Below are 24,045 nucleotides of genomic sequence, written 5' to 3'. Positions count from 1 at the left end.
CGCTTATTTCCTCTGACCATGTGTCATGACGCTGTTATTCATCCCCGCATCACGATACTTGCCATTGGCCACAGGGTAACCTGCATGGCGCAGGATATAGGCCATCGACTGATCGATATGGCTGAAAAACTTGTACCAACCGGCACAGAGGTAATTCAGACCTGCCTCCCCTTCGTGGGTACGAATAAAGCGGTTCTTCGGGCACTCCCCATAGCAGGCAAACTGGTAGTCACACTGCTGGCATTGGCGGGTCAGGCTGCGCGATTTGGCAAAGCCGAACGCTTGCTGGGCGGGCGAATACGCCAGCTCACTGAGTGGCTGATGGTGGATATTGCCGATCTTGTACTTGGGATAGACATAGTGGTCACAGGCAAACACATCGCCGTTGGGCTCCATCGCCAGCCCCTTGCCGCAGATCTCCCCCAAGGTACAGAGGGGGTTCTTGCGCCCCATCCAGGTCTCGACACTCGCCTCGAAATATTGCACGAAGACCCGTCCCAGATCCCGCTGCACCCACTCATCGAAAATGGTGATGAGAAAATCACCCCACCCCTCGGCCGAGACGCACCAGGGCTCGACCACCGAATTCTTGTGCCAGGGATTGAGGCGCTTGTCCCCCTGTTTGAGTTGCTCCTGCGGTTGCCAAGTCTGGGGCGCGGTGGTGCGAAAACTCTTTTGTTCGACAATGGGGATAAACTGCATCTGGGGCGACTTCACCTCATCACGCAGGAAGCGATAAACCTCCAGCGCATTCTTGCTGGTGAGGTTGTTGACGCAAGTCAGGGTGGCAAACTTCACCTTGTATTTATGCAGCAACGCCACCGCCGCCATCACCTGATTGAAGGTTCCGCGCCCGGCTCGGTTGACCCGATAGGCGTTGTGCAGCAACTCGGGACCATCAATGCTCAGACCGATGAGAAAGTTGTTGGCGGCCAGAAATTCACACCACTCATCGTTGAGCAGGATGCCGTTGGTCTGCAGATCGTTGGCGATCACCACCCCTTGAGGCTGGTATTTGCGCTGCAACTCAACCACCTTGCGAAAATAGTCGAGCCCGAGCAACGTCGGCTCGCCTCCCTGCCAGGAGAAGATGATCTCGGGGGTATTCTGCCCCTCGATATATTGGCGGATATAGGTCTCAAGGGTCTGCTCATCCATCTGGGGCGAACACCCCTTCTTGTATTCCAGCAGATCCTGCTTGCTGAGGTAGTAGCAGTAGGTACAGTCGATGTTACACACGGCCCCTATAGGTTTGGCCATCACATGCATCCGCTTGGATGCCTTGCCGTTGAACTGTGGACCCTGAGTAATCACCATAACTGCACCACCTGCAAAATTGCTGTTTTGAGGCCTGCAGTCTAAAGGCTCCCGCTGTCACACGCTGGTTATACCCCTTATAACCAGCGGATATGGGACCAGGCTAACATTCTGATGTCATAAAAAATCATCGCATCCTACGAGATAAATTGGTCGTATAGTCCCGGTGAGCAAGACAGAAGTGCATAAGATATCGGGAACAACCGCCCAATAAACCGCCACCTGCGCGGCTCGCCCTTCGTTCTGCCTGCGCTATGGTTTACCATGCACACAATTGTGGTGCCTGGCACCGCCCACCCTAGCGCCAGGCGCTACCGTCATCGGATACCTCATCTCGAGCAACATGAGCAAAACAGCACACGCGGGCAACGAGCCAACATTCTACTTCCACGACTACGAAACCTTCGGCATCAGCCCCGCCAAGGACAGGCCGTCGCAGTTTGCCGGTATTCGTACCGATGCGGATTTCAACCTCATTGGCGAGCCGCTGGTCATCTACTGCAAGCCGCCGGCAGACTACCTGCCAGATCCGGAGGCGTGCCTCATTACCGGTATCACGCCACAAAAGGCGATGAAGGATGGGCTGTGCGAGGCGGATTTCATTCGCCAGATCCACGAGCAGTTCGCCACGCCGAATACCTGTGTGCTTGGCTACAACAGCATCCGCTTCGATGATGAAGTGACCCGTTACACCCTCTATCGCAACTTCTATGATCCCTATGCCTACAGCTGGCAGAATGGCAACTCCCGCTGGGATATTCTCGACATGCTGCGGGCCTGCTATGCCCTGCGGCCGGAGGGGATCGAGTGGGCGTTTGACGATGAGGGCAAGCCGAGTTTCCGGCTGGAGAAGCTGACGGTCGCCAACGGCGTCGCCCACGCCAATGCTCACGATGCACTCTCGGACGTGCTGGCCACCATCGAGATGGCCAAGCTGGTGAAAAAAGCCCAACCCAAGCTGTTTGGTTATCTCTTTGATCTGCGTAACAAAAACAAGGTGAAGGCGCTGATTGACGTGGTGACCATGAAGCCGCTGGTGCACGTCTCCGGCATGTTCTCCCCCTGGCAGGGTTGTGCAAGCTGGGTCTCGCCACTTGCCTGGCACCCCACCAACCAGAACGCGGTGATCATGGTGGATCTGACCCGTGACCCCACCCCGCTCATTGAACTCTCCAGCGAGGAGATCCGCGAGCGCCTCTATACCAAAAAAGAGGAGCTGGGGGATCTGGCGGGCATTCCGGTCAAACTGGTGCACATCAACAAGTGTCCGGTGCTGGCGCCGGCCGCCACCCTGACGGCGGAACGGGCCGACGAGCTCGGCATCGATCGGGAGCAGTGCCGCAAGAGCCTGGATCTGCTGCGCGCCCACCCCGAGGTACGGGAAAAACTGGTGGAAGTGTTCAATCAGGAGTTCGCCGGCAGTAATGACAGCGACCCCGATACCCAGCTCTACGCCGGATTCTTTGGCCATGGCGACAAGTCCACCATGGATCTGGTGCGTGCCACCCCCGCGGATCTGCTGGGTGAGCGGGAGTTCGCCTTTACCGACTCCCGGCTGCCGGAGATGCTGTTCCGCTACCGCGCCCGCAACTGGCCACACACCTTGAGCGAAGCAGAGCAGAAACGCTGGCGCCTGCACTGCAGCGACTACTTCAGCCGTCGTCTGCCGGACTACGTGCCCCGTCTCGAGGCGCTGGCCGAGCAGAACCAGAGTAACGAACGGAACTTTGCGATTCTTAAGAGTCTCTATCACTATCTGGAAGATTTATGAGTTGTGAGTAGTTTCACAATAAATCCTTCCCGCTCGTCCCCTTCTTCAGGTCATAATGACGAAGGGGATTTCCTCAAAAACCAATATCTTGCGACATTCTGAGCGGATGTCTCCCAAGCAAGAGATCTCTTTGGCCGAACGGAAGCCATTTGCTGATGCCTCGTCACCACGCACTGCTCGGATTACTGGCCCTGCTGCCGCTGGCAGCCAACGCCGCATACCGGTTCGATGTGCCGGATTATCTTGCTCGCCTGCCCGAGCAGACCTATCGCATCGTAGAACAGAACTTCAACACCCTTTATCAGCAGACTGATTTCACTCCCCTGATCACCAACAGCTACTTCAACGGCTCCCATCTCTACAAGTTTGTCGGGGTACCGCTGGCCATCAGCGCCCAGTCAGGTTTCCAGCTGGAGGTGTTTGGTCAGGTCTATAACCGCGCTTCGCAAGCCTATATGCACCTGAGCGAGGACATGTCCCTCTATCGGGTGATGCGGGTCGATCTGATGGGGAACCCCAATGATCAGCTGGCCATCGGTTTTGGTCTGGGGGTGCCCATCACCCCGTTGCTAACCCTCAAGGCGATCGCCTCCGGCAGTGATATCCCGGGCTATGGCTCTGCCAAATACGCCGTTGGTTTTGAGTGGCGTTACTGAAAAACGTGACTGATAACCGCTAATTGAAACAATTCAGGCTCCGTAATGGAGCCTGAATTGTATGTGGTGAGGCTGTGATCAGGTGTAGTGGATCACCCGCCCTTCGCCCCCTTGCAGGGTCACAGCCGTACCGACTGCCTGCCCATGCCAAAAATCGGTTCCCCCTTCCGGCAGCAGAAACTCCTGTGGTTGCCCCTCCCAGTTGAAGAGGCAGAGCAGAGTGCCGCCCTCGGGCAGGCTTACTTCGCCACAGGCAAAGTCCATCGATTCGAAACGGGCAGAGGGTGCACGAACAGCACAAAGACCCAGCAGCTTGCACAGTTGCGCCGCCTGCTCCTCATCGAGATCTTGCAGTCGATCACCCGCCAGCATCATGCCGCCGCTCGCCACCAGCGCTGCCAGATGGAAGCTGTATTCAGCCTTGTTTGCCTGCTGGCTAGGCAGATCACGCAGACAGATGCAGTCGGGGTCGAGGACCCAGAGCTTGTCGTTCTGCCAGGCGCGGCAGAAGGCCTCGCGGGCGATCTGGCGATAGCGGTGGCCATTGCGCTCCACATCATCACTCACCCGCATGCCGTGCACCAGCCCAAGGCTCGGCCAGATGGGCGCGTTGCAACCGAGCAGGAAGGCACCATCGCCAGCACCGCGCAGAATGGCGGCCATGCCGCGCCGATAGGCTTCAACCCGGGTGGCAGCCGGATCGTAGAAACGGCCACCGTGGATGGCGCCCCAGAAGTTGGCATCGAGCTTGAAGTAGTGGATGCCCCACTGTTCGCGCAGGGTGCGGAACACCTGCTCAAGGTGCGCCTGCACCTCGGGGTGGGTACCGTCCAGCACATACCAGGGCGTGCAACGCCAACCACCGTAAGTGACACGCTCGGAAGGGAGCGGCAGGCCGTCATCCCCCTTCACAAACCAGTCGGGGTGATCCTGAAACACCTGCGAAGTGGGTTCGGCAATAAAGGGAGCGACCCAGAGGGCAGGCTCGCAGCCAGCCCGTTTGATCTCGGCAGCCAGTGAGGCTACACCTTGCTCGAACTTGGCCGACGGGGTCAGCCAGTCGCCCATCTTGGCCTGATAGCCGTCGTCTATCTGCACATAGCGCAGCGCAGGGAAGCGCTCGGCGCGCACCTGCAGATTCTCGCGAATGTCGGCGGCACTTACCTCGGCGTAGTAGTGATACCAGGAGCACCAGCCGCTCGGACGCTCACTCACCTGGCAGATCAGCGAGCCGTGCTCGGCCTCGATCAACCGTGCCAGCTCGGCCAGCAGATCCTCGCGCTCCGCTCCTTCGAGGCAGATCAGCGCCTCGCTCTGCCAGTGCTCACCGGCCGCAAGTTTTCGCCCTTCGCAATTCATCAGGATCTGCAAGCGGCCATCGGGATAGAGGCGAAACTCCCCACCAAAACGGTGGCAGCTGGCAAAGGCGAGCAGCAGCCACCCCTTGCCATGTTCCACCAGCAACAGGTTGTGAATGGTGTGATAGCCATTGTCATCGGTGATGCGATAGACGCTGGCATCAGGGCAACGGCCGACATGTTGCGGTGATTGCCAGCTACCCATGGTCTGGGCCAGCATCTGGAATCCTTCGCCATAGATGGCGCTCTCCACCGGCAGGCCAAGCTTGCCGTCAAACAGCACCCAGCGGTCAACCGGAGTGGCATCAGCGCTGGTGTTGTCGAGTCGCACCCGGCACAGGGGCCCTTCCCACTGACGGGTTTGCAACAGATGGGGTGGCAACGCGTTATCGTTCGCCAGCTGGCGAACTCGGGACAAGAGGGATGTCATCACTACTCCTTGTAGTTCGAAAAAGGGTTCTATCAGGCACTTTTCAAAAAATGCCAATCAAATCAGCCTCAAATGAACTGATTTCAGTTGTTATTGTTTTAATGCCGCGACCCGCCCTCTCTGGTAAACTGCGATTTTTCTTCCCAGTCGATGAGGTTCACGTGATCGCGCAACGCGCCTTGCTGTACTTTCGTGACTTTATGGTCATCGTCGCCTGCCTGCTGGCAGGCAAATCCGTGGCAGCCATCCTGCCGTTTGCCTTTCCCGGCAGCATCATCGGCATGCTGCTGCTGTTCGTCCTGCTCTCTCTGCAACTGATCAAGCTGCACTGGGTCGAGCTGGGGGCAGGCTTGCTGCTGCGCCACATGGGCGTTTTGTTCGTGCCGGTTGCGGTCGGACTGGTGGCCTGGCTTGAGCCCCTGCGCCAATCCTTCGGCGTCATCATGCTCTGCATCGTGCTCGGGATCGTGCTGATCCTCGCCACCGTCGGTCGGCTCTACCAGAGGATGAACAAATGATCTTCTGGCTCGCAATTCCCCTGACCCTGGCGCTCTATTTCGCCACCCGCGCCCTCTATCGACGCCTGCCCTGGCCCATCATCAATCCGGTGCTGGTGCCGACCGCGGTGATCATTGGCCTGCTGCTCTGGCTCGATCTGCCCCTTGAGCAGTACGAGCGCGGCAGCAGCCCCATTACCATGCTGCTGGAGCCCGCCGTGGTGGCGCTGGCGCTGCCGCTCTATCAGCAGGCGCGCCAGATCCAGGCCAAGCTCAAGCCCATCCTAATCTGTACCCTCGCCTCCGTCTTGATCTCGGTGTGCACAACCCTGCTGATCGGTCATTTTATGGGCACAGATCCGGCGCTGCTCGCCTCATTGGCGACCAAATCCATCACCACCCCGCTCGCCATGAGCGTCAGCCAGTCCATCGGCGGCATTCCCGCCATCGCGGCCGCCGTGGTGGTGGTGGTGGGGATTGTCGGCGCCCTGATCGGCTACCCGCTGCTCAAACTGCTGAAAGTGACCGACCCGGAAGCCCAAGGGCTCGCCATGGGGGCCTGTGCCCACGCCATCGGCACGGCTACTTCCGCCGAGAAAGGGATCACCCAGGGCGCCTTTGCCTCGCTGGCCATGGTGGTGTGCGGCATTCTCACCGCTGCCGTCGCTCCCCTCCTCTTTGCCATCTATCACTGGCTCACCTGACCGATGATTAACCACCCCGACGGCTCTGCAGCGCTGTCGGGGTGCGACCTGCCGCACAATTTGCACAAGACAAACGTTTCCATTACCATCCCCCTCCGTTTGCCCATCAGGGCGTGAGCCTGCTCACACATTTACCCGAGCTTGCTCCCTACAATGGCCGCCCAATTGGCCTTTGAGGACACACTATGCATCCCCGTTTTGCCAAGCCATTCGATACCCTCTCTGCCCCGCTCAAAGCAGCCGTGCAGCCCATGCTGGATAGTGCCGACTTCAACGCCCGCTTCACGCCGGAGCAAGTCGCCACCCTGAAAGCCGCCACAGGTCTCGATGATCGCGCACTGCGCCTCGCCCTGTTGCCGCTGGCTGCTGCCTGCTCGGTGGCACCCATCTCCAAGTTTTACGTCGGTGCCATCGCCTGTGGCCTGAGCGGCACATGGTACTTCGGTGCCAACATGGAGTTTGCAGGGCAAGGTCTGTTCCACTCGGTGCACGCCGAGCAGTCCGCCATCTCCAACGCCTGGCTGGGTGGCGAGACCGGGATCTCTGAAATCACCGTCAACTACACCCCCTGCGGCCACTGCCGTCAGTTCATGAACGAGCTGAGCACCGCAAAAATCCTGAAAGTCTCTCTGCCCGATGACCTGAGTGCCCTGCAATCCTTCCTGCCCCACTCGTTTGGCCCAGCGGACCTCGACATCACGGATGCGCTGATGAGCCCGCAGGATCACGCAGAGCTTCAGCTTCAAAGCGAAGACCCGCTGTGGCAAGCCGCGCTGGCCGCCGCCCGTCAAAGCTACGCCCCCTACAGTCAGGGCTATGCTGCAGTGGCGCTGCAATTTGCCGATGGCCGCATCTTCTCTGGCCGCTACGCCGAGAACGCCGCCTTCAACCCCAGCCTGCCACCGATGCAGATGGCCTGCGCCCATGCGGTGCTTAACGGCGAAGATCTCGCCACCATCCGCCGCGCCGTACTGCTGGAGAATAAAAACGGCCAGATCAGCCAGCGTGACTCCGCCCAGTCCACCCTCAAGGCGCTGGGCTCGGTCGAGCTGGAGTATCAAGCGGTCTGACCCAGTTTGCTTCGATAAACGAAAGCCCCCGCACCTTGGTGCGGGGGCTTTTTACTTGGCCGTTTAATCGGGGGCAACCCTTGATCTCACGGCTTGGCGCGGTTGATCACCCCGTCTAACAGATTACTGATCAGACAGGCTTGAGCCGCGCAGTGAAGTGGCGCAGCAGCGGCGGCTCGTAGTCGAAGGTGAGCCCGCGAATGTCGCTGGCCCGCGCTTTCACCGCGATCAGGCAGTCGGCCACATAGTCCATGTGATCCCGGGTGTAGACCCGGCGCGGAATGGTCAGACGCAACAGCTCGAAGTCCGCCGCCTCCTGCTTGCCGGTGGCGGGATCGCGCCCGAGCAACAGGGAGCCAATCTCCACCCCGCGCACACCCCCTTCCAGATAGAGCTCGCAAGCGAGCGCATGGGCCGGGAACTGCTCGGCCGGAATATGGGGCAGCAGCTTTTTGGCATCCACAAACACCGCATGGCCGCCGGTGGGGGTCTGGATCGGGATACCCGCCTCGGCCAGCCGCTCGCCGAGATAAGCCACTTGACTGATGCGATAGGTGAGATACTCCTCATCCATCCCCTCCCGCAGTCCGATGGCGAGCGCCGCCATGTCCCGTCCGGCAAGGCCGCCATAGGTGACAAACCCCTCCATCGCCACGCAGCGCACCTGCACCGCGCGAAACAGGTCAAGATCCTCTTTAAAGCAACAGAGCCCACCGATATTGACCAGCCCGTCCTTTTTGGCCGACATGGTGAAGATGTCCCCCAACGCAAACATCTGGCGCACTATCTCCTTGATGCTGCACTTGGCATAGGCCGGATCCCGCTCCTTGATAAACCAGGCGTTCTCGGCAAAGCGGGCGGCATCGATCACCACCGGAATATGGTGGCGACGGGCCAGTTCGGAAACCGCCTCCATATTGGCCATGGAGACCGGCTGACCACCGGCGCTGTTGCAGGTGACCGTGATGATGATGCCGGCCACGTTGTCGGCCCCCAGGGTCTCGATGGTGTCGCTCAGACGAGGGAGATCAAAATCCCCCTTCCAGGCATAAGGAACCGTGGTGTCGAGGGCTTTCGGAGTGAGCAGGTTGATGGCCCGCGCGCCGGCCAACTCCACGTGGGCCTTGGTGGTGTCGAAGTGGTAGTTGGAGATAAACACCGGCGCCTTGCCCTTGCAGCGCTTGACCAGCTCGGGGAAGAGGATCTGCTCCGCCCCGCGCCCCTGGTGGGTAGGCATCACATGCTGGTAACCAAAAATCTCGCGCACCGTGCGCTCCAGCTCGACGAAGTTGCGGCTGCCCGCATAGGCCTCATCCCCCATCATGATGCCGGCCCACTGACGATCGGACATGGCACCGGTACCACTGTCAGTCAGCAGATCGATATAGACATCTTCGGCCAGCAGCAGGAAGGGGTTCCAGCCAGCGGCCTCGAGGGCAGCACGACGCTCGGCGCCAGTGGTCTGTTTGATGGGCTCGACCATCTTGATACGAAACGGCTCGGGTATACGACGCATAAAAGACTCCTCACCGGCGCAAGGCCAGTGTGTTTGAAATCGGGATTGGCAAAGAGGCCGGGGCGATCAGGGTCGTCCGGCTGACAAATTCAAACGGCGGGTGCCGCCAATCAGCGGTGAGGAAAGTCGAAGGTGAGAATGGGATCCCGGGTATACCAGTGGGCGAGCAGGCAAGCTGCCCGGGGCGTAGCTGTCATGATTGGCATCACTCCCCTCCATATCGGTTGTAGACAGTCGGTGGCCAACAAGATCCATTGATGGATGCTGCCAACAGGCAGCCTCGCCACGTTAACGGCTGGTTAATTTGCAAACAAGGGGTGCACCTACGGGCTGTGCGCCCGCTCACAAAGTGGGCGTCTGCGCGGCAAACCGGCAGTGAGGTTGATCCGCCCGCGCCCCCGGTTCGTTATTCTCCCTACGCACATGCCACATCCCCCATCAGCCAGGGCCGGAAGCCATCATGCATCGCAAACCCCATCTCCCCGAAAAGATCTGCCCCGTCTGCCAGCGCCCCTTCAGCTGGCGGCGCAAGTGGGCGCGCAGCTGGGAGGAGGTTCGCTACTGCAGCGAGCGCTGTCGCCACGCTCGTCACCGCAGCCAGCAACCTGAGGGGGAGCGAGTCTGATGGAGCTGCGCCTGATTCTCGGCGATCAGCTGAACGCCGCTCACAGCTGGTTTCGCACCTCGAATCCGGCAACCTGCTATCTAATGGCGGAGCTGCGCCAAGAGACCGACTACTGCCGCCACCATCGCCAGAAGGTACTGGCCTTCTTTGCCGCCATGCGCGCCTTCGCGGAGGCCCTTGGCAAGGCGGGCCACCGCGTCTGTTACCTGACCCTCGATGAGAGCGCCCGCTGGCCCGACTTGCCCGGCCTGCTGGCAGCCCAAATCGCGGCGCATCAGGCAGACAGCTTTGCCTGGCAGAGCCCGGACGAGTGGCGCCTCGCCAGCCAGTTGAAAAGCTGGGCGGCGGGTCTTGTCATCCCTGCCACCGAGGTGGAGAGCGAGCATTTTCTCACCCCCCGCGATGGCTGGCAGCACTACCCCCACAGCCGGATGGAGTTCTTCTACCGCGCCTTGCGAAAGCAATACCAAGTGCTGCTCGATGAGCGCGGCCACCCCCTTGGCGGGCGCTGGAACTTCGATGACGAGAACCGCGCCAAGCTGCCGGAGCGTCAGCCGATCCCGGAACCCCTCACCTTTGCCAACGAGGTGAGCGAGATTGATGCCATGCTGACCCGTCACGGGGTCAGTACCATCGGCGAGGCAGATGCCAGCAGGCTGCCGTGGCCCATCACAAGGCGCCAGAGTCGCGAGCTGCTGGCCCATTTTCTGGCCCACTGCCTGCCCCACTTTGGCCGCTATCAGGATGCCCTGAGCGAGCGGGGCTGGAGCCTGTTTCACAGCCGCCTGTCGTTTTCCCTCAACAGCAAGATGCTTCATCCGCTTGAGGTGATCCGCGCCGCCGAATCCCACTGGCAGGCCAATCAGGCCACCATCACGTTGGCGCAGGTCGAGGGGTTTATTCGCCAGATCCTCGGCTGGCGCGAGTTTGTCCGAGCCCTTTACTGGGAGAAGATGCCCGACTACCAGCAGACCAATTTTCTCGGTGCCAACCGGCCGCTGCCCGGCTTTTTCTGGAGCGGTGAAACAGACATGGCCTGCGTGCGCTACGCCATCAACCAGTCCCTCGAGCATGGCTACGCCCACCATATCCAGCGGCTGATGGTGACCGGCAACTTAGCCCTGCTGGCGGGGATTGATCCTGACGAGGTGGATCAGTGGTATCTCGGTATCTATGTGGATGCCATCGAATGGGTGGAGCTGCCCAACACCCGCGGCATGAGCCAGTTTGCCGATGGCGGCCTGATGGGCAGCAAGCCCTACGCCAGCAGCGGCGCCTATCTCGAGCGAATGGGCCACTACTGCAAGGGGTGCCACTATCAGGTCAAAGCCCGCAGCGGCGACGGTAGTTGCCCCTTCAACAGCCTCTACTGGCACTTTCTCTGGCGCAATCGGGACAAACTGGGCGGTAATCCCCGCCTCGCCCTCCCCTATGCCAACTGGGATGGCCAAGCCGCTGAACAGCAGCAGGCCATTCTGGCGACGGCGGAGCAGTACCTGATCCAGCTGGAGCAGCTGTAAGCGGGCCATGCCCCCTGACACATACCCCTGACAGCAGCACAGCGATTTACGCTGGCAATCAGGCTCACCATCGCACCAAACACCAGCTTGTGACAGGCAAGCAGACGGAGATCCCAATCCTGCGCAGAGCAGTTGAATATCCTGTGGCGGCTGATTATGGTGGTGGCCACATCAGGAGATCAGTCAAGGAAAGACGATATGGAGATAGTGGTTCTCGGTGGCGGCGTGATCGGGGTAACCAGCGCCTGGTATCTGGCCAAAGCGGGTTACAAAGTAACCCTGCTGGAGCGACAAGGTGGCGTCGCCCTTGAAACCAGCCATGCCAACGCCGGGCAGATATCCCCGGGTTATGCGGCCCCCTGGGCGGCCCCCGGCATCCCGCTCAAGGCCGCCAAGTGGATGCTGCAAAAGCATGCCCCCTTCACCGTGCGCCCCACCGCAGATCCCTTCCAGCTGCGCTGGATGCTCAGAATGCTCGCCAACTGCACCCCGACCGCCTATGCCACCAACAAGGGGCGCATGGTGCGTCTGGCCGAATACAGCCGCGACTGCATGAAGCTGCTGCGTGACGAGCTGAACATCGATTACGAAGGGCGCCAACTCGGTACCCTGCAGCTGTTTCGCAGCCAATCCCAGCTCGATGCCAGCCAGCGCGATATCGAGGTGCTGGAGGAGTATGGCGTCCCCTACCAGTCGCTGGATGCCAGCGGCTGCGAAGCGGCAGAGCCTGCGCTGGCGCGGGTGCGCGGCAAAATCGTCGGTGGCTTGCGTCTGCCCGGCGACGAGACCGGCGACTGCTTCCGCTTCACCAAGGCCCTTGCCCTTGAAGCCGAGAAGCTCGGGGTCAAGTTCGTCTTCAACTGCGACATCGACGAGATTGAGCAAGCCCGCGGCCGCGCCGTGGCGGTGCGGGCAGGCGAGCAGCGCTATCGCGCCGATGCCATCGTCTGCGCGCTCGGCAGTTATGCCACCGGCTTTTTACGGCCGCTGCTGCGCCCGCTCGGGCTGGAGCTGCCGGTCTATCCGGTCAAGGGCTATTCCCTCACCCTGCCGATGATCAACGCCGAGGCCGCACCGCGCAGCACCGTGCTCGACGAGACCTACAAGGTGGCCATCACCCGTTTTGACGAGCGGATCCGGGTCGGCGGCATGGCAGAGCTGTCGGGCTACAACCTCGCTCTCAACCCCAGACGTCACGACACGCTGGCGATGGTGGTCGGCGATCTCTTCCCCGAGGGGGGCGATATCAGCCAAGCCGAGTTCTGGACCGGCCTGCGCCCCATGACGCCGGACGGCACCCCGCTGGTGGGGCCGAGCCCCATTCCCGGTCTCTGGCTCAATACCGGCCACGGCACCCTGGGCTGGACCATGGCGGCCGGCTCGGGGCAGCTTCTGTGCGATCTTATCAGCGGCAGCGAGCCCGCCATCAGCGATGAGGGGCTCACTCTGGCCCGTTACGGTTAAGCACCCTAGCTGTCGGGCTGTTTCACTCGTCAACTACGCCCTCAGACAACAGCAGAGGACGTTCTCAACCGCTTTATTGACAGGCCACCGCCATAAACGGTGGCCTTTTCGTCTGATGTTGACCTTCTCCCTCCCCGTCTGCCTGAGCGGTAGTCTGGCTGCCGGTTAATGCAGCAAACGGCACAGAATATTGCACAATTCGACTTGCGCAAGCCGCCACAATCCGTAATGTGGATAGACGCATTTTTCGCAGCGCATATTTTTAAATGGCCTGTAAACCGCTTGTAAACAGGCGTCGCCAGACAAGGGGTTACGGGTGTCACCACGAGTTTCTTTAGCAGCAATCCAGGGTAGGACAATATGAAAAAAGTAGGTTTGGTCGGTTGGCGTGGCATGGTGGGATCGGTTCTGATGAGCCGGATGCAGGAAGAGCAGGATTTCGCCCATATTCAACCCACATTCTTCACCACCTCCCAGGCCGGTGAGGCCGCTCCCAACTTCGGCGTCGATGCCGGTACTCTGCAGGACGCCTTCGATATCGAGGCGCTGGCCAAGCAGGATATCATCATCACCGCGCAAGGCGGCGACTACACCAAGGATGTCTATCCGCGCCTGAAAGCCGCTGGCTGGCAGGGGTACTGGATTGACGCCGCCTCCTCCCTGCGGATGGAGAAAGACGCCGTCATCATTCTGGATCCGGTCAACGGCGATGTGATTGAACAGGCCCTGAACGATGGCATCAAGACCTTCGTTGGCGGCAACTGCACCGTCAGCCTGATGCTGCTGGCCCTAGGCGGCCTGTTCAAGGCCGATCTGGTGGAGTGGGTGAGTGTGGCCACCTATCAGGCGGCCTCCGGTGGCGGTGCCCGCCATATGCGCGAGCTGGTCACCCAGATGGGGATGCTGCGCGATGAAGTGGCGGTCGAGCTGGCAGACCCCGCCTCCGCCATCCTCGACATCGAGCGCAAGATCACCGAGAAGACCCGCTCCGGCACCCTGCCGGTCGACAACTTCGGCGTGCCGCTGGCCGGTGGCCTAATCCCCTGGATTGACACCAAGCTCGACAACGGCCAGAGCCGTGAAGAGTGGAAGGGTCAGGCCGAGACCAACAAAATTTTGGGTATCGAGAACGCCGTCATTCCAGTGGATGGTTTGTGCGTGCGGATCGGTGCCCTGCGCTGCCACAGCCAGGCCTTCACCATCAAGCTGAAAAAAGATGTGCCGCTGGCAGAGATCGAAGCGCTGCTGGCTGCCCACAACGACTGGGTAAAAGTGATCCCCAACGATCGCGATATCACCGCTCGCGAGCTGACTCCAGCGGCCGTTACCGGCACCCTCAGCATTCCGGTGGGTCGTCTGCGCAAACTCAATATGGGCCCTGAGTATCTGGCCGCCTTTACCGTGGGTGACCAGCTGCTGTGGGGCGCCGCCGAGCCGCTGCGCCGCATGCTGCGTATCCTGCTGGCGCGCTAATCCGCCACAGCAGCAGAAACAACAAGGGCGGGGAGTCACACTCCCCGCCCTTTTTCATTGCCTGTTTTCGTGACCCGTTTAACGGGTTCACGGCCTTGCCATTACTTGAGCAGGATTCGCTGGCAGCCGCTGTAGATCTCGGCCCGACCGGGGCGGCAAAAGCCCACCAGGGTGAGCCCGGTCTGCTCGGCCCGCTCGACCGCAAGCTCGGTGGCAGCGGAGATGGCGAGCAGGATCTCGACCCCGGCGCTGGCGCACTTTTGCACCATCTCGAAGCTGGCGCGGCTGGTTACCAGAATGGCGCCATCCCGCCGACCGCTGCGGCACAGATGGCCCACCAGCTTGTCCAGCGCAATATGGCGCCCCACATCCTCGCGGATGGCGAGAATATTGCCCTCCCCGTCCAGATGCACCGCCGCATGGGTGGCGCCGGTGCGCTGGCCCAGCAGCTGGAGCGGGCGCAGCGCGGTCAATACCTTGTCGATATGGCCCACCGCCAGACGCTGGCTGTCGGGCAACGCTGGCTGGGTGCGGATCACCTGCTCCAGACTCTCGCTGCCGCAGATGCCGCAACCGGTACGGCCCGCCATGGTGCGCCGCTTCTCTTTGAGGCGATGGACGCAGCGATTGGCCAGGGTGATATGCAGCTCAATCCCCTGACAGCCGTCAATCTGCTCGATGTCGTGGATATCGAGCAGGCTGTCGATGATCCCCTCGGATAGCGAAAAGCCGATGGCAAAATCCTCCAGATCGGAGGCCGAGCACATCATCACGCTGTGGGCGATGCCGTTGTAGACCAGCGCCACCGGCGTCTCGGAGGGGAGCGCCATCTCGCTGTCGCAGGTCAAGGTATCGGCGCGGTAGTGCACCACCTCGCGATGGATGGCACAGCGGGCCAGTTCGTTCTGCGCCTCCAGCTCAAGTAGCTCTCTCATGGTGCGACCCCGTCAATGATCTCGGGATCTCTGGCCGAGATGCCGAGCCGCTTCATTTTCGAAAGCAAGGTGGTGCGCTTCATACCAAGGCGGTTAGCCGCCCCCCGCTCGCCAGCGACGATGCCGTTGCAGTCGCGCAGGGCGGCGATGATCGCCTCACGCTCATCAATCGGCCCCTCCTCGGCAAAGAGCGGCGTGGCAGGTTCGTCATAAACCAGGGTCTCAATCTTGTGGTAGCCCTTGAGGGGCATCAGCTCATCGGGCGAGAGGTTGAGCACATGGCCGCGGGTCATCACCACGGCGCGCTCGATAACGTTCTCCAGCTCGCGGATATTGCCGTACCAGGGGAGCGACACCAACATCTTCATGGCATCGGCGGGGATCGAGGTGATGGTGCGGCGCATCCGCTTGGCGATCTTCTTGATAAAGAAATTGACCAAGAGCGGAATGTCCTCGCGCCGCTCGCGCAGCGGCGGCAGCTCGATGGGAAAGACGTTGAGGCGGTAGTAGAGGTCGCTTCGAAAGCGCTTGTTCTTGACCATGGAGAGCAGATCGCAGTTGGTGGCGGCCACCAACCGCACATCCACTGCGATGGGGTTGCTGTTGCCGACCCGCTCCAGCTCCTGCTCCTGCAATACCCGCAAGAGTTTGGGCTGCAAGTCCAGCGGCATATCCCCCACTTCGTCGAGGAACAGGGTGCCCTTGTGGGCCCGCTCGAAACGGCCGATACGCTGGGTCAGGGCGCCGGTAAAGGCCCCCTTCTCGTGGCCAAAGAGATCGCTCTCGATAAGGCCGGTGGGGATGGCGGCGCAGTTCACCTTCACCATCTCGTGGTCGTGGCGGGCACTCAGGGCGTGAATGGCCTGGGCGATCAGCTCCTTGCCGGTGCCGGTCTCGCCGAGGATCAGCACGGTACTGTCGCTCTCGGCCACCAGCCGCACCTTCTCCAGCACGCTCTCCATCACCGCGCTCTGGTAGATGATGTGGGGAAACTCCCCCTGCATCTGCGGCTCGTTGATGCGAATGGTCTTCTCTTTTGCGCCGTTGGTGTTGGAGATCTCCTGCTGGGCCTGCACGTTGTTCATGGCAATGGCCGTGCGCGCCGCCACCTGCTCCAGCAAGGAGATATCGATATCGGCAAAAAAGTCGGCGTTGGGGTGCGAGAGGATCAACACCCCCAGCAGGTTGCCCCGATAGCGCAGCGGCAAAATGCAGGAGCTGTCAGCCTCTGGCGGCAGGATCTGGGAGGTAAAGCGGCAGCGATTGCTGCAGCCGTGGCCATGTTCGCGATAGACGAAAAACGGCTCGCTATGGCCAAGGGCCCCCTGCAGGCACTTCTTTTCGAAACAGGAGTGGTCGATGATGCCCGGCTGCTCGCTCTGGTGCTGATTGACCAGATAGCTCTTGAAGCTGTCGGAGGTGGCGTTGTATTCGGCCAGACACAAGCTGCTGATGCCAAAGTGATGGTGCAGGATGGCAAACAGGCTCTTGGGCAGCTCGGCGATGCGCACCAGTTTGATTACCGCGTTGGTCACATCCACCAGAATTTTGCAGCTGTCGCGCTCAAGACGCAGGGAGTTGGCCTGCTCCAGGGTGCGCTCCTTGTCGAGCACGTTCTCCAGCGCAATGGCGATAATGGCCGCCAGCTGGGTCAGTTTGGCAAGGGTCTCCATGGTGAAACTGTCGAGCTGGGTGTTGATGAACTCGACCCCACCCAGATGGCTGCGGGCGGTGGTGATGGGGAGCTGGCAGTAGGAGCGCAGCCCCCCGTAGACCCCTTCGCGATCCAGCGCCGGGCAGCGATTCTCAAAGCGGGCGGCAGCGAGAATGATGGCCTGTTCCGGGGTCTCTTTGGCAGGACGGGGGGAGAGGTGCAGCTCTGCCTTGGGGCAGACCAGATGCTTTGGGCCGGAATGTCCCATGAAGTAGAAGATGGCCTCCTCGTCCGCACCCATGTTGAGGATCAGGTTGACCCGGGTCACGCCGCCGAAGCTGGCATCTATCTTGTTGAGTTTGTGGATAAAATCATCGAGCGTCACGGCCGACAGGAGGGATTTGGAGAGCAGGAGGAAACCGTCGTCCCAGATGGGAGAGATCTCGTCCAGGGGGATGGCACTCACATTTAGCATTGCGGCCTCACGTTATATCGATTTAGTCACCAGTCAGGCTGTCCATGCCATCGCATCACGACAAGCACTCGTCACCAAAATAAATAGCCGCAGCCCGTAAAAGCGGCTGCCAATAAGAAAAGCGGTGACGAAAATTGTCGCATGTTGCAATTCCAGAGTTGTTATTAACGAACGACAACAAAAAGTAACATCGTTATCGGGAGATATATTGGAATGGCGACTCATCATAGATGAGCTCAAATTTCATTACAATCCGATTTAATATATCTGATGGCCATATTTAACCTGTTATTTCATCAGTTCTTGATCTCAATTAAGGCACCCGAAAAGTGGGCCGCCGTCAACTGTCAGATCTGCCTCTCCTCTTCGCTGGCTGCGGGTTTCGAGATGGCGTTTGCTGCCCATCCATCAGCAATTTATGAGGTGATGATCCGGCTGTGGCAGCATTTCAGGCCACCGAAGATAAAGAGGGCCGACAGGCTCTGGAAGGCCATCAGCAGCCAGCTGGCGTTGTCGGCAAGCTCGGCGGTGACGCTCTGGTGCGTGAGGTAGATCAGCAGGGTGATCACCCCCAGCAGCAGGCCGTTGATCAAGGTGGTGGAGATAAACCCGATCAGCCAGGCACTGGAAATACTCAAGGCGGAAAATACGCTGCCCATGGCAAGCCGTGCCGCCATAAAACAGCCGAAAAAACCGAAGCCGAGTAGAAATATCATCTCGTCGCGCCAAATATAGCAACCTATTCCCAGCAATATCACCGCCAGATAGGTGCCAATATAGAAAAGTCCGAATAAGCGACCAATTTCATGTTGCATCATTTACTCCCCCTTTCTTTGGGTAATAAAAGGGTGCCCGACTCGATAAATCCGAGTCGGGTTCCCTTATTTGTGCAGAACCTCTTTTTAGGGCGGTCAGCCCTTGGCTGCGCTGCGCAATTTCGCCTTGAGCGCGCTGTATTCAGTCTGGACGTACACTTCCGCCTCAGGCTGATTGTCGATGCGCTCGATCTTCACCGCGCAGTACTTGTACTCCGGCGTGTGAGATACGGGATCGACGTGCTCGATGGTGAGCTCGTTACAGGCCCCGATCCACCACTGGTAGGTCATGTAGACCACCCCGGCGTTGACCCGGTCGTTGTAGTTGGCCCGGGTAATTACCTTGCCACGGCGCGACGAGATCCAGACCAGCGCCTGATCCTTCACCCCGAGCTTCTTGGCATCGCTCGGGTGGATCTGCACATAACCGGGCTCATCGGCCAGGGTTTGCAGCGCCGAGCAGTTGCCGGTCATGGAGCGGCAGGAGTAGTGACCCACCTCACGCACGGTGGAGAGCACCAGCGGGTACTCGGCACAGGGCTGCTCCAGCGGCGGCCGCCACTCGGAGGCGATCAGCTGACCCTTGCCGCTCGGGGTGGTGAACACATTCCCCTCGAACAGAGTGCTGGTGCCCGGGTGATCCTCGGTCGGGCAGGGCCACTGCACGCTCTTGAGATCGGCCATCTTGTCGTAGCTGACCCCGGCGTAGAGCGGGCAGAGCGCACGCATCTCGTCCCAGATCTCTTCGGTGTTGTGGTACTCCATGGGATAACCCATGGCGGTCGCCATCAAGGAGAAGATGGCCCAGTCCGGCTTCACGTTCTCAGGAGGCGTCACCGCCTTGTAGAAGCGCTGGAAGCCGCGATCCGCCGAGCTGTAGACCCCTTCGTGCTCGCCCCAGCTGGTGGCGGGCAGAATGACGTCGGCCATCTCGGCAGTCTGGGTCATGAAGATATCCTGCACGATCACCAGCTCCATCCCCGCCAGAGTGCGACGGAACTGACCGAGATCTGCCTCGGTCTGGGCCGGATCTTCACCGAAGATGTAGAAGGCCTTGCACTTGCCCTCCTCCACCTTGTGGCCAAGCTCGGTCAGGCGGTAGCCGGGTTTCTGGGAGAGTGACTCCACGCCCCACGCCTTGGCGAACTTGGCGCTGATGGCGGGATCGGCCACCGACTGATAACCCGGGAACTGGTGGGGCAGCATCCCCATGTCACAGGTGCCCTGCACGTTGTTCTGACCGCGTACCGGCCCGCAACCGGTGCCGCGGCGACCGAAGTTGCCGGTCAGCAGCGCCAGACCCGCCAGCCCCTTGACCACGTCCACTGCCTGACCGTACTGGGTCACCCCCATGCCCCACAGGATCATGGACGCAGGCGACTCGGCATAGGTGCGAATGGCGGCGCGGATATCCGCGGCTTTCAGGCCGGTGATCCCCTCGACATATTCCGGGGTGTACTTGGCCACCGTCGCCTTGAAGGTCTCGAACCCTTCGGTGTAGTTGGCGACGAATGCCTTGTTGTAGAGCCCTTCATTGATCAACACGTTGGCGAAGGCGTTAACCAGCGCCATGTTGGAACCGTTTTTGAGCGGCAGCCACTGATCGGCGATGCGGGCGGTCTCCACCATACGGGGATCACACACAATCACCTTGGCCCCGTTTGCCTTCGCCTTGAGGATATGGCGGGCGACGATGGGGTGAGAGTCAGCTGCGTTGTAACCAAACACCAGCAGGCACTTGGTCTCTTGAATTTCGGGAATGGCGTTGCTCATGGCGCCGTTGCCTACAGTTGTCTCCAGACCGGAGACTGAGGGTGCGTGTCACACCCTCGCGCAGTGGTCGACGTTGTTCGTCCCAATCACCGCACGGGCAAATTTCTGCATCACATAGTTGGCTTCATTGCCGGGGCCACGGGCAGAGCCGGTAGTCATGATGGCGTCCGGGCCATATTTCGCCTTGATGGCAGAGAGACGGCTGCTGGCAAACTCGATCGCTTCATCCCAGGAGACCGCCTCGAACTTGCCACCGCGCTCGCGGCGGATCATCGGGCTCTTGAGACGGGGGGTCAGCAGGTTGGTGTCGTTCAAGAAATCCCAACCGTAATAGCCCTTGAGGCAGAGCTGCCCCTCGTTGGTCCGGCCGTTGGCGCCTTCGGCCCCCACCACCTTGTCGTTTTCAACCAGCAGGTTGATTTTGCAACCGGTGCCGCAATAGGGGCACACGGTAATGACTTTTTTCATGACTCACACTCTTGTTTGTTAACGAAAAACGGCTCGGCAAGCCCGCTCACACCCGCGCCGGCATCGCCAGCAGTGCCTCGGCACTGGCCAGCTGTTTCTGCCGGTTCAGGTTTTCAAGATGCTCCGGCGTGACCAGCCGCAGCGCCTGGGTCGGACACACCTCGACACAGGCCGGGCCCGCCTCGCGGTGACGGCAGAGATCGCACTTGAGCGCCTGCGCCTTGGTCTGCGGACGCTTGAAGAGCGAATCGGCAGCGGGAGCCACCTCTTTGAGCACCACCGCCATGGCGCCGTAAGGACAGGCCACCACGCAGGACTTGCAGCCGATGCAGCGCTCCTGCAACACCTTGACGCAACCATCCTCGCTGACGATGGCATTGTTCGGGCAGGCCATGGCGCACGGCTTGTCTTCACACTGGCGACAGAGCACCGGCGTGGTCACCTTGCTGCCCACGATCACCTTCAGGCGCGGCTGAAAGTAGCTGTCCTTGGAGACCAGATGTCCATCCTCGATGGCAAGATGCAGGCCGCCCTCCCGCTCAAGGGTCCCGCTGCAAGACCCTGACTGGTGTGAAACGGCGCAGGCCACCTCACAGGTACGACACCCAATACAGAGACTGGGATCTGCAATCACGAAGCTGTTCATAGAGAGGGATCCTAAATGGTTCGTTACACCGGGCCGCCCGCCGACAGGCAAAGAGGCGGCCAGCCCCCCACAAAGCATTTATCAGACCAAAACGGGCCAAGGGTGCAATAAAAATTCACAACCATATGAAAATAAAGGAGTAATCAGAAAGAGATACGTGCTGAGTGCCACTACTGACGAAAGTGACGACGGGCTGGGAAGTGTGATCGACACGACAAAAGTGACGAGCTCGACACCGGCTGACCAACCCCGCCCCTTCAGTTTTCTATCCCTCAGGTTAATATGTGCCACTTGGCAACCAGCTCCGTTAGGGCCGCCTTCATAGATATATGAAATACAATAGGGTTGATTAAAAGTTGCTTAGATAGGTTAAGCACCAAAGATTTTATAGGTGATATATGTATAAAGTAGGCATTGTCTTATTTGATGATTTTACAGATGTAGATTTTTTCTTGATGTACGATTTACTTGGCAGGACAACAGATCGTTGGTCAGTGAAAGTTTTAGGGACCAAACCATTTCACCGATCTCACCTTGGTATTTCAGTGACAACTGACGGTGCGATTTCTGAGGTTGTTGAACAAGATGTTATACTCATCACTAGCGGTAAACGTGGCATCCCTGCAGCCATGAAGAATCATGAATTTATGTCCTCATTAATACTTGACCCCAGTAAACAGCTTATAGGTTCAATATGTGCAGGCTCCTTCATTTTACATGAGCTGGGATTACTTGAAAATAAAAGAATGACAACAAATCCTGATGCAAAATTTGCGTTAGAATCACTTGGTGGTGATGTTCAAGATTTACCCCTAGTTGTCAATGGTAATATTGCAACTGCAGGTGGATGTCTTTCTCTGATGTATTTAATTGGTTGGCTCGCAGAAAGATTGTTTGATGTGGATACTCGAAGGATGATTCAAAATCAGCTACTCCCTGCTGGTCAACAAGAAATCTTCGAAAAATTGATATCATCAACTATCAGGTCTGCAGAAAAACAGAACACTCATAACAATATATCATTGGAATATGTATGATATTTTATAGTGCTGTAGGGTTAAATACGCGCAAAGCATTGCACCTTCACTCTTGCGCATTAATTAGTGGAACTATGCTTGTTGTATCTTCTGATTATGCTTTCCATACCCTTTACTGAAGCATGAAATTCATGGAGGATTAATGACATCTCGGGAACTACTTGAGCAAGCTGTACACAGCAGCGCTATTATTCATCAGCCTCATGCGCTAAAAGCCTATTTATCAGCTCAATTTCTTGCTGCACACCTTGGGCAACCGGAAGCCTTGTGGCAACAAACCGCCAAATTGATTGCCAAGGATGGATTACAGGTGTCAACGGTACTTACCGATAGTGTACAGCCTGTCGCTTTCTCCGATTTACGCAGACATCTCATTCTGGCGCGTGGTATCTATCCCGCTGCCTATCAGGCTGTTTCCCAATGGCATGCCGAGTACGGCTTTCACAATATCTTTGAATTCTATATCGCCAAGGCGGCCAGAAAACCTGAGTATTTATCCCATAATGTCACCATTTTGCTTGCACTAAATGAGATATACAACATCCTTCCTCCCGAGTGGGTGCCTGCATTTTTAAATCGGGTCACGGAGTTTGCCACTGCTACCTTCACTAATGAAGAAAATATAGAGCGCTGTGAGGCGATCACAACCGGACAGCTGGCAACATTAGAGGATGTATTGCATTCCTGTTTGCAGCAGCCCGGCTTTTTTGGCCATAACCTGATCACTTTGGCCTGGATAGTTCGCTGCAAAACCTCGTTATCTGATGCTCAATATAATGCCATGCTGGGCAACCTCAATTTACAAGCCGTCAGTTCCCTTGAAGATCCTGATGACGAACTGGATTTAAAATTGTGGAACTCCTGCACCACCCATAATGATCCAGATGGTTTTATTGAACAAATACGAGCATTGGTTTTTGATAGTTGCTTTAATCTGCACCAGATTACCTTGGCTGACGCACTCTGCTTCTTGCAGCAACAATACCCTGAGCATACAACTGAATTAATAAGGGTCACCAAGTATCACACCATAAAATGTGCTGAAATGAGTTCGTAAAAATAACAGTGTAGGGTGTAATAAGCGCAGCGCATTGCACCTCTTGCCTCTTTTAATACTTGGTGCAATTCACTTCGTTCATTGCACCCTACGATTACGTTTTAATGGAGTAAGATTTAATGAATATAAAAATCCATAATGAACATAAAGATGAAATATTCAATGTACTTGTTGATAACCTTAGACAATTTAACTTTGATAAAATGGGTGAGGAACGATCCCAGCCTTTAATTGTTGCCATTCATGATGATAATGACGAAGTTGTCGGTGGCATTGCCGGACGTACTATTTATCATCAACTGTTGATCGAAGTACTTTGGGTACACAGTGACAAGAGAGGACAGGGTCTCGGCATTAAATTAATGGAGATTGCTGAACGTGAGGCACATAAACGGGGATGTATTGCTGCTCAAGTCGACACTCTCTCATTTCAGGCACCCAAATTTTATGAAAAAATGGGATTTAAAATAGTCGGTAAAGTGAGCGGCGTTAAAAATAGTCCTGACCGCTATTTTTTATTGAAGCACTATCATGGAGAGTAATAATTACTGTAGGGTGCAATAAGCGCAGCGCATTGCACCTCTTGCCTCTTTCAATATTTGGTGCAATTCACTTCGTTCATTGCACCCTACATTTTCCCCGCCCAAATAAAGACTCCATTGCTACCCAACGCTCTCCCCTTTGCCATCCTGCCAGCATTTAATTAGTGATTACTTTATCGTCTATTTATTATCCATTTTGGTAAAAGAGAGTAGCCAAACCACTTCGCTAGATAAAACAAACA

20 protein-coding genes are annotated in these 24,045 nt (G+C 58.2%); 12 read left to right on the top strand and 8 right to left on the bottom strand.

The features are described 5' to 3' along the window. Positions 1 to 3: 3 nt before the first annotated feature. Complete coding sequence (locus tag I6L46_RS05800) at positions 4 to 1,317, bottom strand: anaerobic sulfatase maturase (RefSeq protein ID WP_216977615.1); 1,314 nt, start codon at positions 1,315 to 1,317, stop codon at positions 4 to 6. Between the two features lie 343 nt (positions 1,318 to 1,660). Between I6L46_RS05800 and sbcB the strand changes: the two genes are divergently transcribed. Together sbcB and I6L46_RS05790 are read left to right on the top strand one after the other, a co-directional pair. Beyond that, the gene (gene sbcB / locus I6L46_RS05795; protein WP_216977614.1) at positions 1,661 to 3,088 is read left to right on the top strand and encodes an exodeoxyribonuclease I; all 1,428 of its coding nucleotides are present in this window, start codon (positions 1,661 to 1,663) and stop codon (positions 3,086 to 3,088) included. Positions 3,089 to 3,243: 155 nt separating this feature from the next. Beyond that, complete coding sequence (locus tag I6L46_RS05790; protein ID WP_005360277.1) at positions 3,244 to 3,744, top strand: hypothetical protein; 501 nt, start codon at positions 3,244 to 3,246, stop codon at positions 3,742 to 3,744. A 78-nt stretch (positions 3,745 to 3,822) separates the two neighbouring features. Here I6L46_RS05790 and I6L46_RS05785 read toward each other — a convergent pair whose 3' ends face one another. Continuing rightward, positions 3,823 to 5,532: a glycoside hydrolase family 36 protein gene (locus I6L46_RS05785; RefSeq protein ID WP_216977613.1), complete on the bottom strand. Its 1,710-nt coding sequence runs from the start codon at positions 5,530 to 5,532 to the stop codon at positions 3,823 to 3,825. Between the two features lie 161 nt (positions 5,533 to 5,693). Here I6L46_RS05785 and I6L46_RS05780 point away from each other — a divergent pair, with 161 nt between their 5' ends. The 3 genes from I6L46_RS05780 (at position 5,694) to cdd (ending at position 7,803) form a co-directional block, all read left to right on the top strand. Further along, entirely contained in the window at positions 5,694 to 6,050 is a 357-nt protein-coding gene (locus tag I6L46_RS05780; protein WP_005333279.1) for a CidA/LrgA family protein, read from the top strand. Next, on the top strand, positions 6,047 to 6,733 hold the full coding sequence (locus tag I6L46_RS05775; protein ID WP_033112624.1) for an LrgB family protein: 687 nt from the start codon (positions 6,047 to 6,049) through the stop codon (positions 6,731 to 6,733). Before I6L46_RS05780 ends, I6L46_RS05775 begins: the two co-directional genes overlap by 4 nt. Positions 6,734 to 6,918: 185 nt before the next feature. Continuing rightward, positions 6,919 to 7,803 (top strand): cytidine deaminase, encoded by an 885-nt coding sequence (gene cdd, locus I6L46_RS05770; protein WP_115522309.1) that lies wholly within the window; start codon positions 6,919 to 6,921, stop codon positions 7,801 to 7,803. Between the two features lie 130 nt (positions 7,804 to 7,933). Here the strand turns inward: cdd and I6L46_RS05765 are convergent, their stop codons facing one another. Beyond that, complete coding sequence (locus tag I6L46_RS05765) at positions 7,934 to 9,319, bottom strand: tryptophanase (RefSeq protein WP_216977612.1); 1,386 nt, start codon at positions 9,317 to 9,319, stop codon at positions 7,934 to 7,936. A gap of 460 nt (positions 9,320 to 9,779) precedes the next feature. On the opposite strand from I6L46_RS05765, the gene I6L46_RS05760 reads away from it, so the two are divergent. From I6L46_RS05760 to asd, 4 genes are all read left to right on the top strand, one after another. Then, positions 9,780 to 9,944, top strand: coding sequence for a DUF2256 domain-containing protein (locus tag I6L46_RS05760; RefSeq protein ID WP_080741246.1), 165 nt, complete (start codon positions 9,780 to 9,782; stop codon positions 9,942 to 9,944). Next, positions 9,944 to 11,464, top strand: a complete 1,521-nt coding sequence (locus I6L46_RS05755; protein ID WP_216977611.1) for a cryptochrome/photolyase family protein — start codon at positions 9,944 to 9,946, stop codon at positions 11,462 to 11,464. The genes I6L46_RS05760 and I6L46_RS05755 overlap by 1 nt, the downstream gene beginning before the upstream one ends. A gap of 156 nt (positions 11,465 to 11,620) precedes the next feature. Then, positions 11,621 to 12,928 (top strand): D-amino acid dehydrogenase, encoded by a 1,308-nt coding sequence (locus tag I6L46_RS05750; RefSeq protein WP_302054301.1) that lies wholly within the window; start codon positions 11,621 to 11,623, stop codon positions 12,926 to 12,928. Positions 12,929 to 13,288: 360 nt separating this feature from the next. Beyond that, on the top strand, positions 13,289 to 14,401 hold the full coding sequence (asd, locus tag I6L46_RS05745; protein WP_005345266.1) for an aspartate-semialdehyde dehydrogenase: 1,113 nt from the start codon (positions 13,289 to 13,291) through the stop codon (positions 14,399 to 14,401). 101 nt (positions 14,402 to 14,502) lie between these two features. On the opposite strand, the gene fdhD is transcribed toward asd, so the two are convergent. The 5 genes from fdhD to I6L46_RS05720 all read right to left on the bottom strand — a co-directional run bounded on the left by fdhD (position 14,503) and on the right by I6L46_RS05720 (position 21,167). Further along, positions 14,503 to 15,336 carry a formate dehydrogenase accessory sulfurtransferase FdhD gene (fdhD, locus tag I6L46_RS05740; protein WP_216977609.1) on the bottom strand — a complete coding sequence of 278 codons (834 nt, stop codon included), beginning with the start codon at positions 15,334 to 15,336 and terminating at the stop codon, positions 14,503 to 14,505. Further along, positions 15,333 to 17,465: a sigma 54-interacting transcriptional regulator gene (locus I6L46_RS05735; protein WP_216977608.1), complete on the bottom strand. Its 2,133-nt coding sequence runs from the start codon at positions 17,463 to 17,465 to the stop codon at positions 15,333 to 15,335. Before I6L46_RS05735 ends, fdhD begins: the two co-directional genes overlap by 4 nt. A 416-nt stretch (positions 17,466 to 17,881) precedes the next feature. Beyond that, a complete protein-coding gene (locus I6L46_RS05730) occupies positions 17,882 to 18,280 on the bottom strand; it encodes a hypothetical protein (protein WP_216978016.1) in 399 nt (132 codons plus the stop codon). Between the two features lie 96 nt (positions 18,281 to 18,376). Continuing rightward, on the bottom strand, positions 18,377 to 20,521 hold the full coding sequence (gene fdhF, locus I6L46_RS05725; RefSeq protein WP_081376060.1) for a formate dehydrogenase subunit alpha: 2,145 nt from the start codon (positions 20,519 to 20,521) through the stop codon (positions 18,377 to 18,379). Between the two features lie 46 nt (positions 20,522 to 20,567). After that, positions 20,568 to 21,167 carry a 4Fe-4S dicluster domain-containing protein gene (locus I6L46_RS05720; protein WP_033112617.1) on the bottom strand — a complete coding sequence of 200 codons (600 nt, stop codon included), beginning with the start codon at positions 21,165 to 21,167 and terminating at the stop codon, positions 20,568 to 20,570. A gap of 398 nt (positions 21,168 to 21,565) precedes the next feature. On the opposite strand from I6L46_RS05720, the gene I6L46_RS05715 reads away from it, so the two are divergent. From I6L46_RS05715 to I6L46_RS05705, 3 genes are all read left to right on the top strand, one after another. Next, positions 21,566 to 22,204 carry a DJ-1/PfpI family protein gene (locus I6L46_RS05715; protein ID WP_216977607.1) on the top strand — a complete coding sequence of 213 codons (639 nt, stop codon included), beginning with the start codon at positions 21,566 to 21,568 and terminating at the stop codon, positions 22,202 to 22,204. 142 nt (positions 22,205 to 22,346) lie between these two features. Then, a complete protein-coding gene (locus tag I6L46_RS05710; protein WP_216977606.1) occupies positions 22,347 to 23,261 on the top strand; it encodes a hypothetical protein in 915 nt (304 codons plus the stop codon). A gap of 119 nt (positions 23,262 to 23,380) precedes the next feature. Continuing rightward, positions 23,381 to 23,803 carry a GNAT family N-acetyltransferase gene (locus I6L46_RS05705; protein WP_005333309.1) on the top strand — a complete coding sequence of 141 codons (423 nt, stop codon included), beginning with the start codon at positions 23,381 to 23,383 and terminating at the stop codon, positions 23,801 to 23,803. The last annotated feature ends 242 nt before the right edge of the window (positions 23,804 to 24,045 follow it).

The sequence above is a fragment of the Aeromonas sp. FDAARGOS 1416 genome, from assembly GCF_019048085.1.
In the GTDB taxonomy this organism is placed as follows: domain Bacteria; phylum Pseudomonadota; class Gammaproteobacteria; order Enterobacterales; family Aeromonadaceae; genus Aeromonas; species Aeromonas veronii.
The sequence above is the reverse complement of the archived record's forward strand: the minus strand, read 5'-3'. Positions and strand labels throughout refer to the sequence as shown.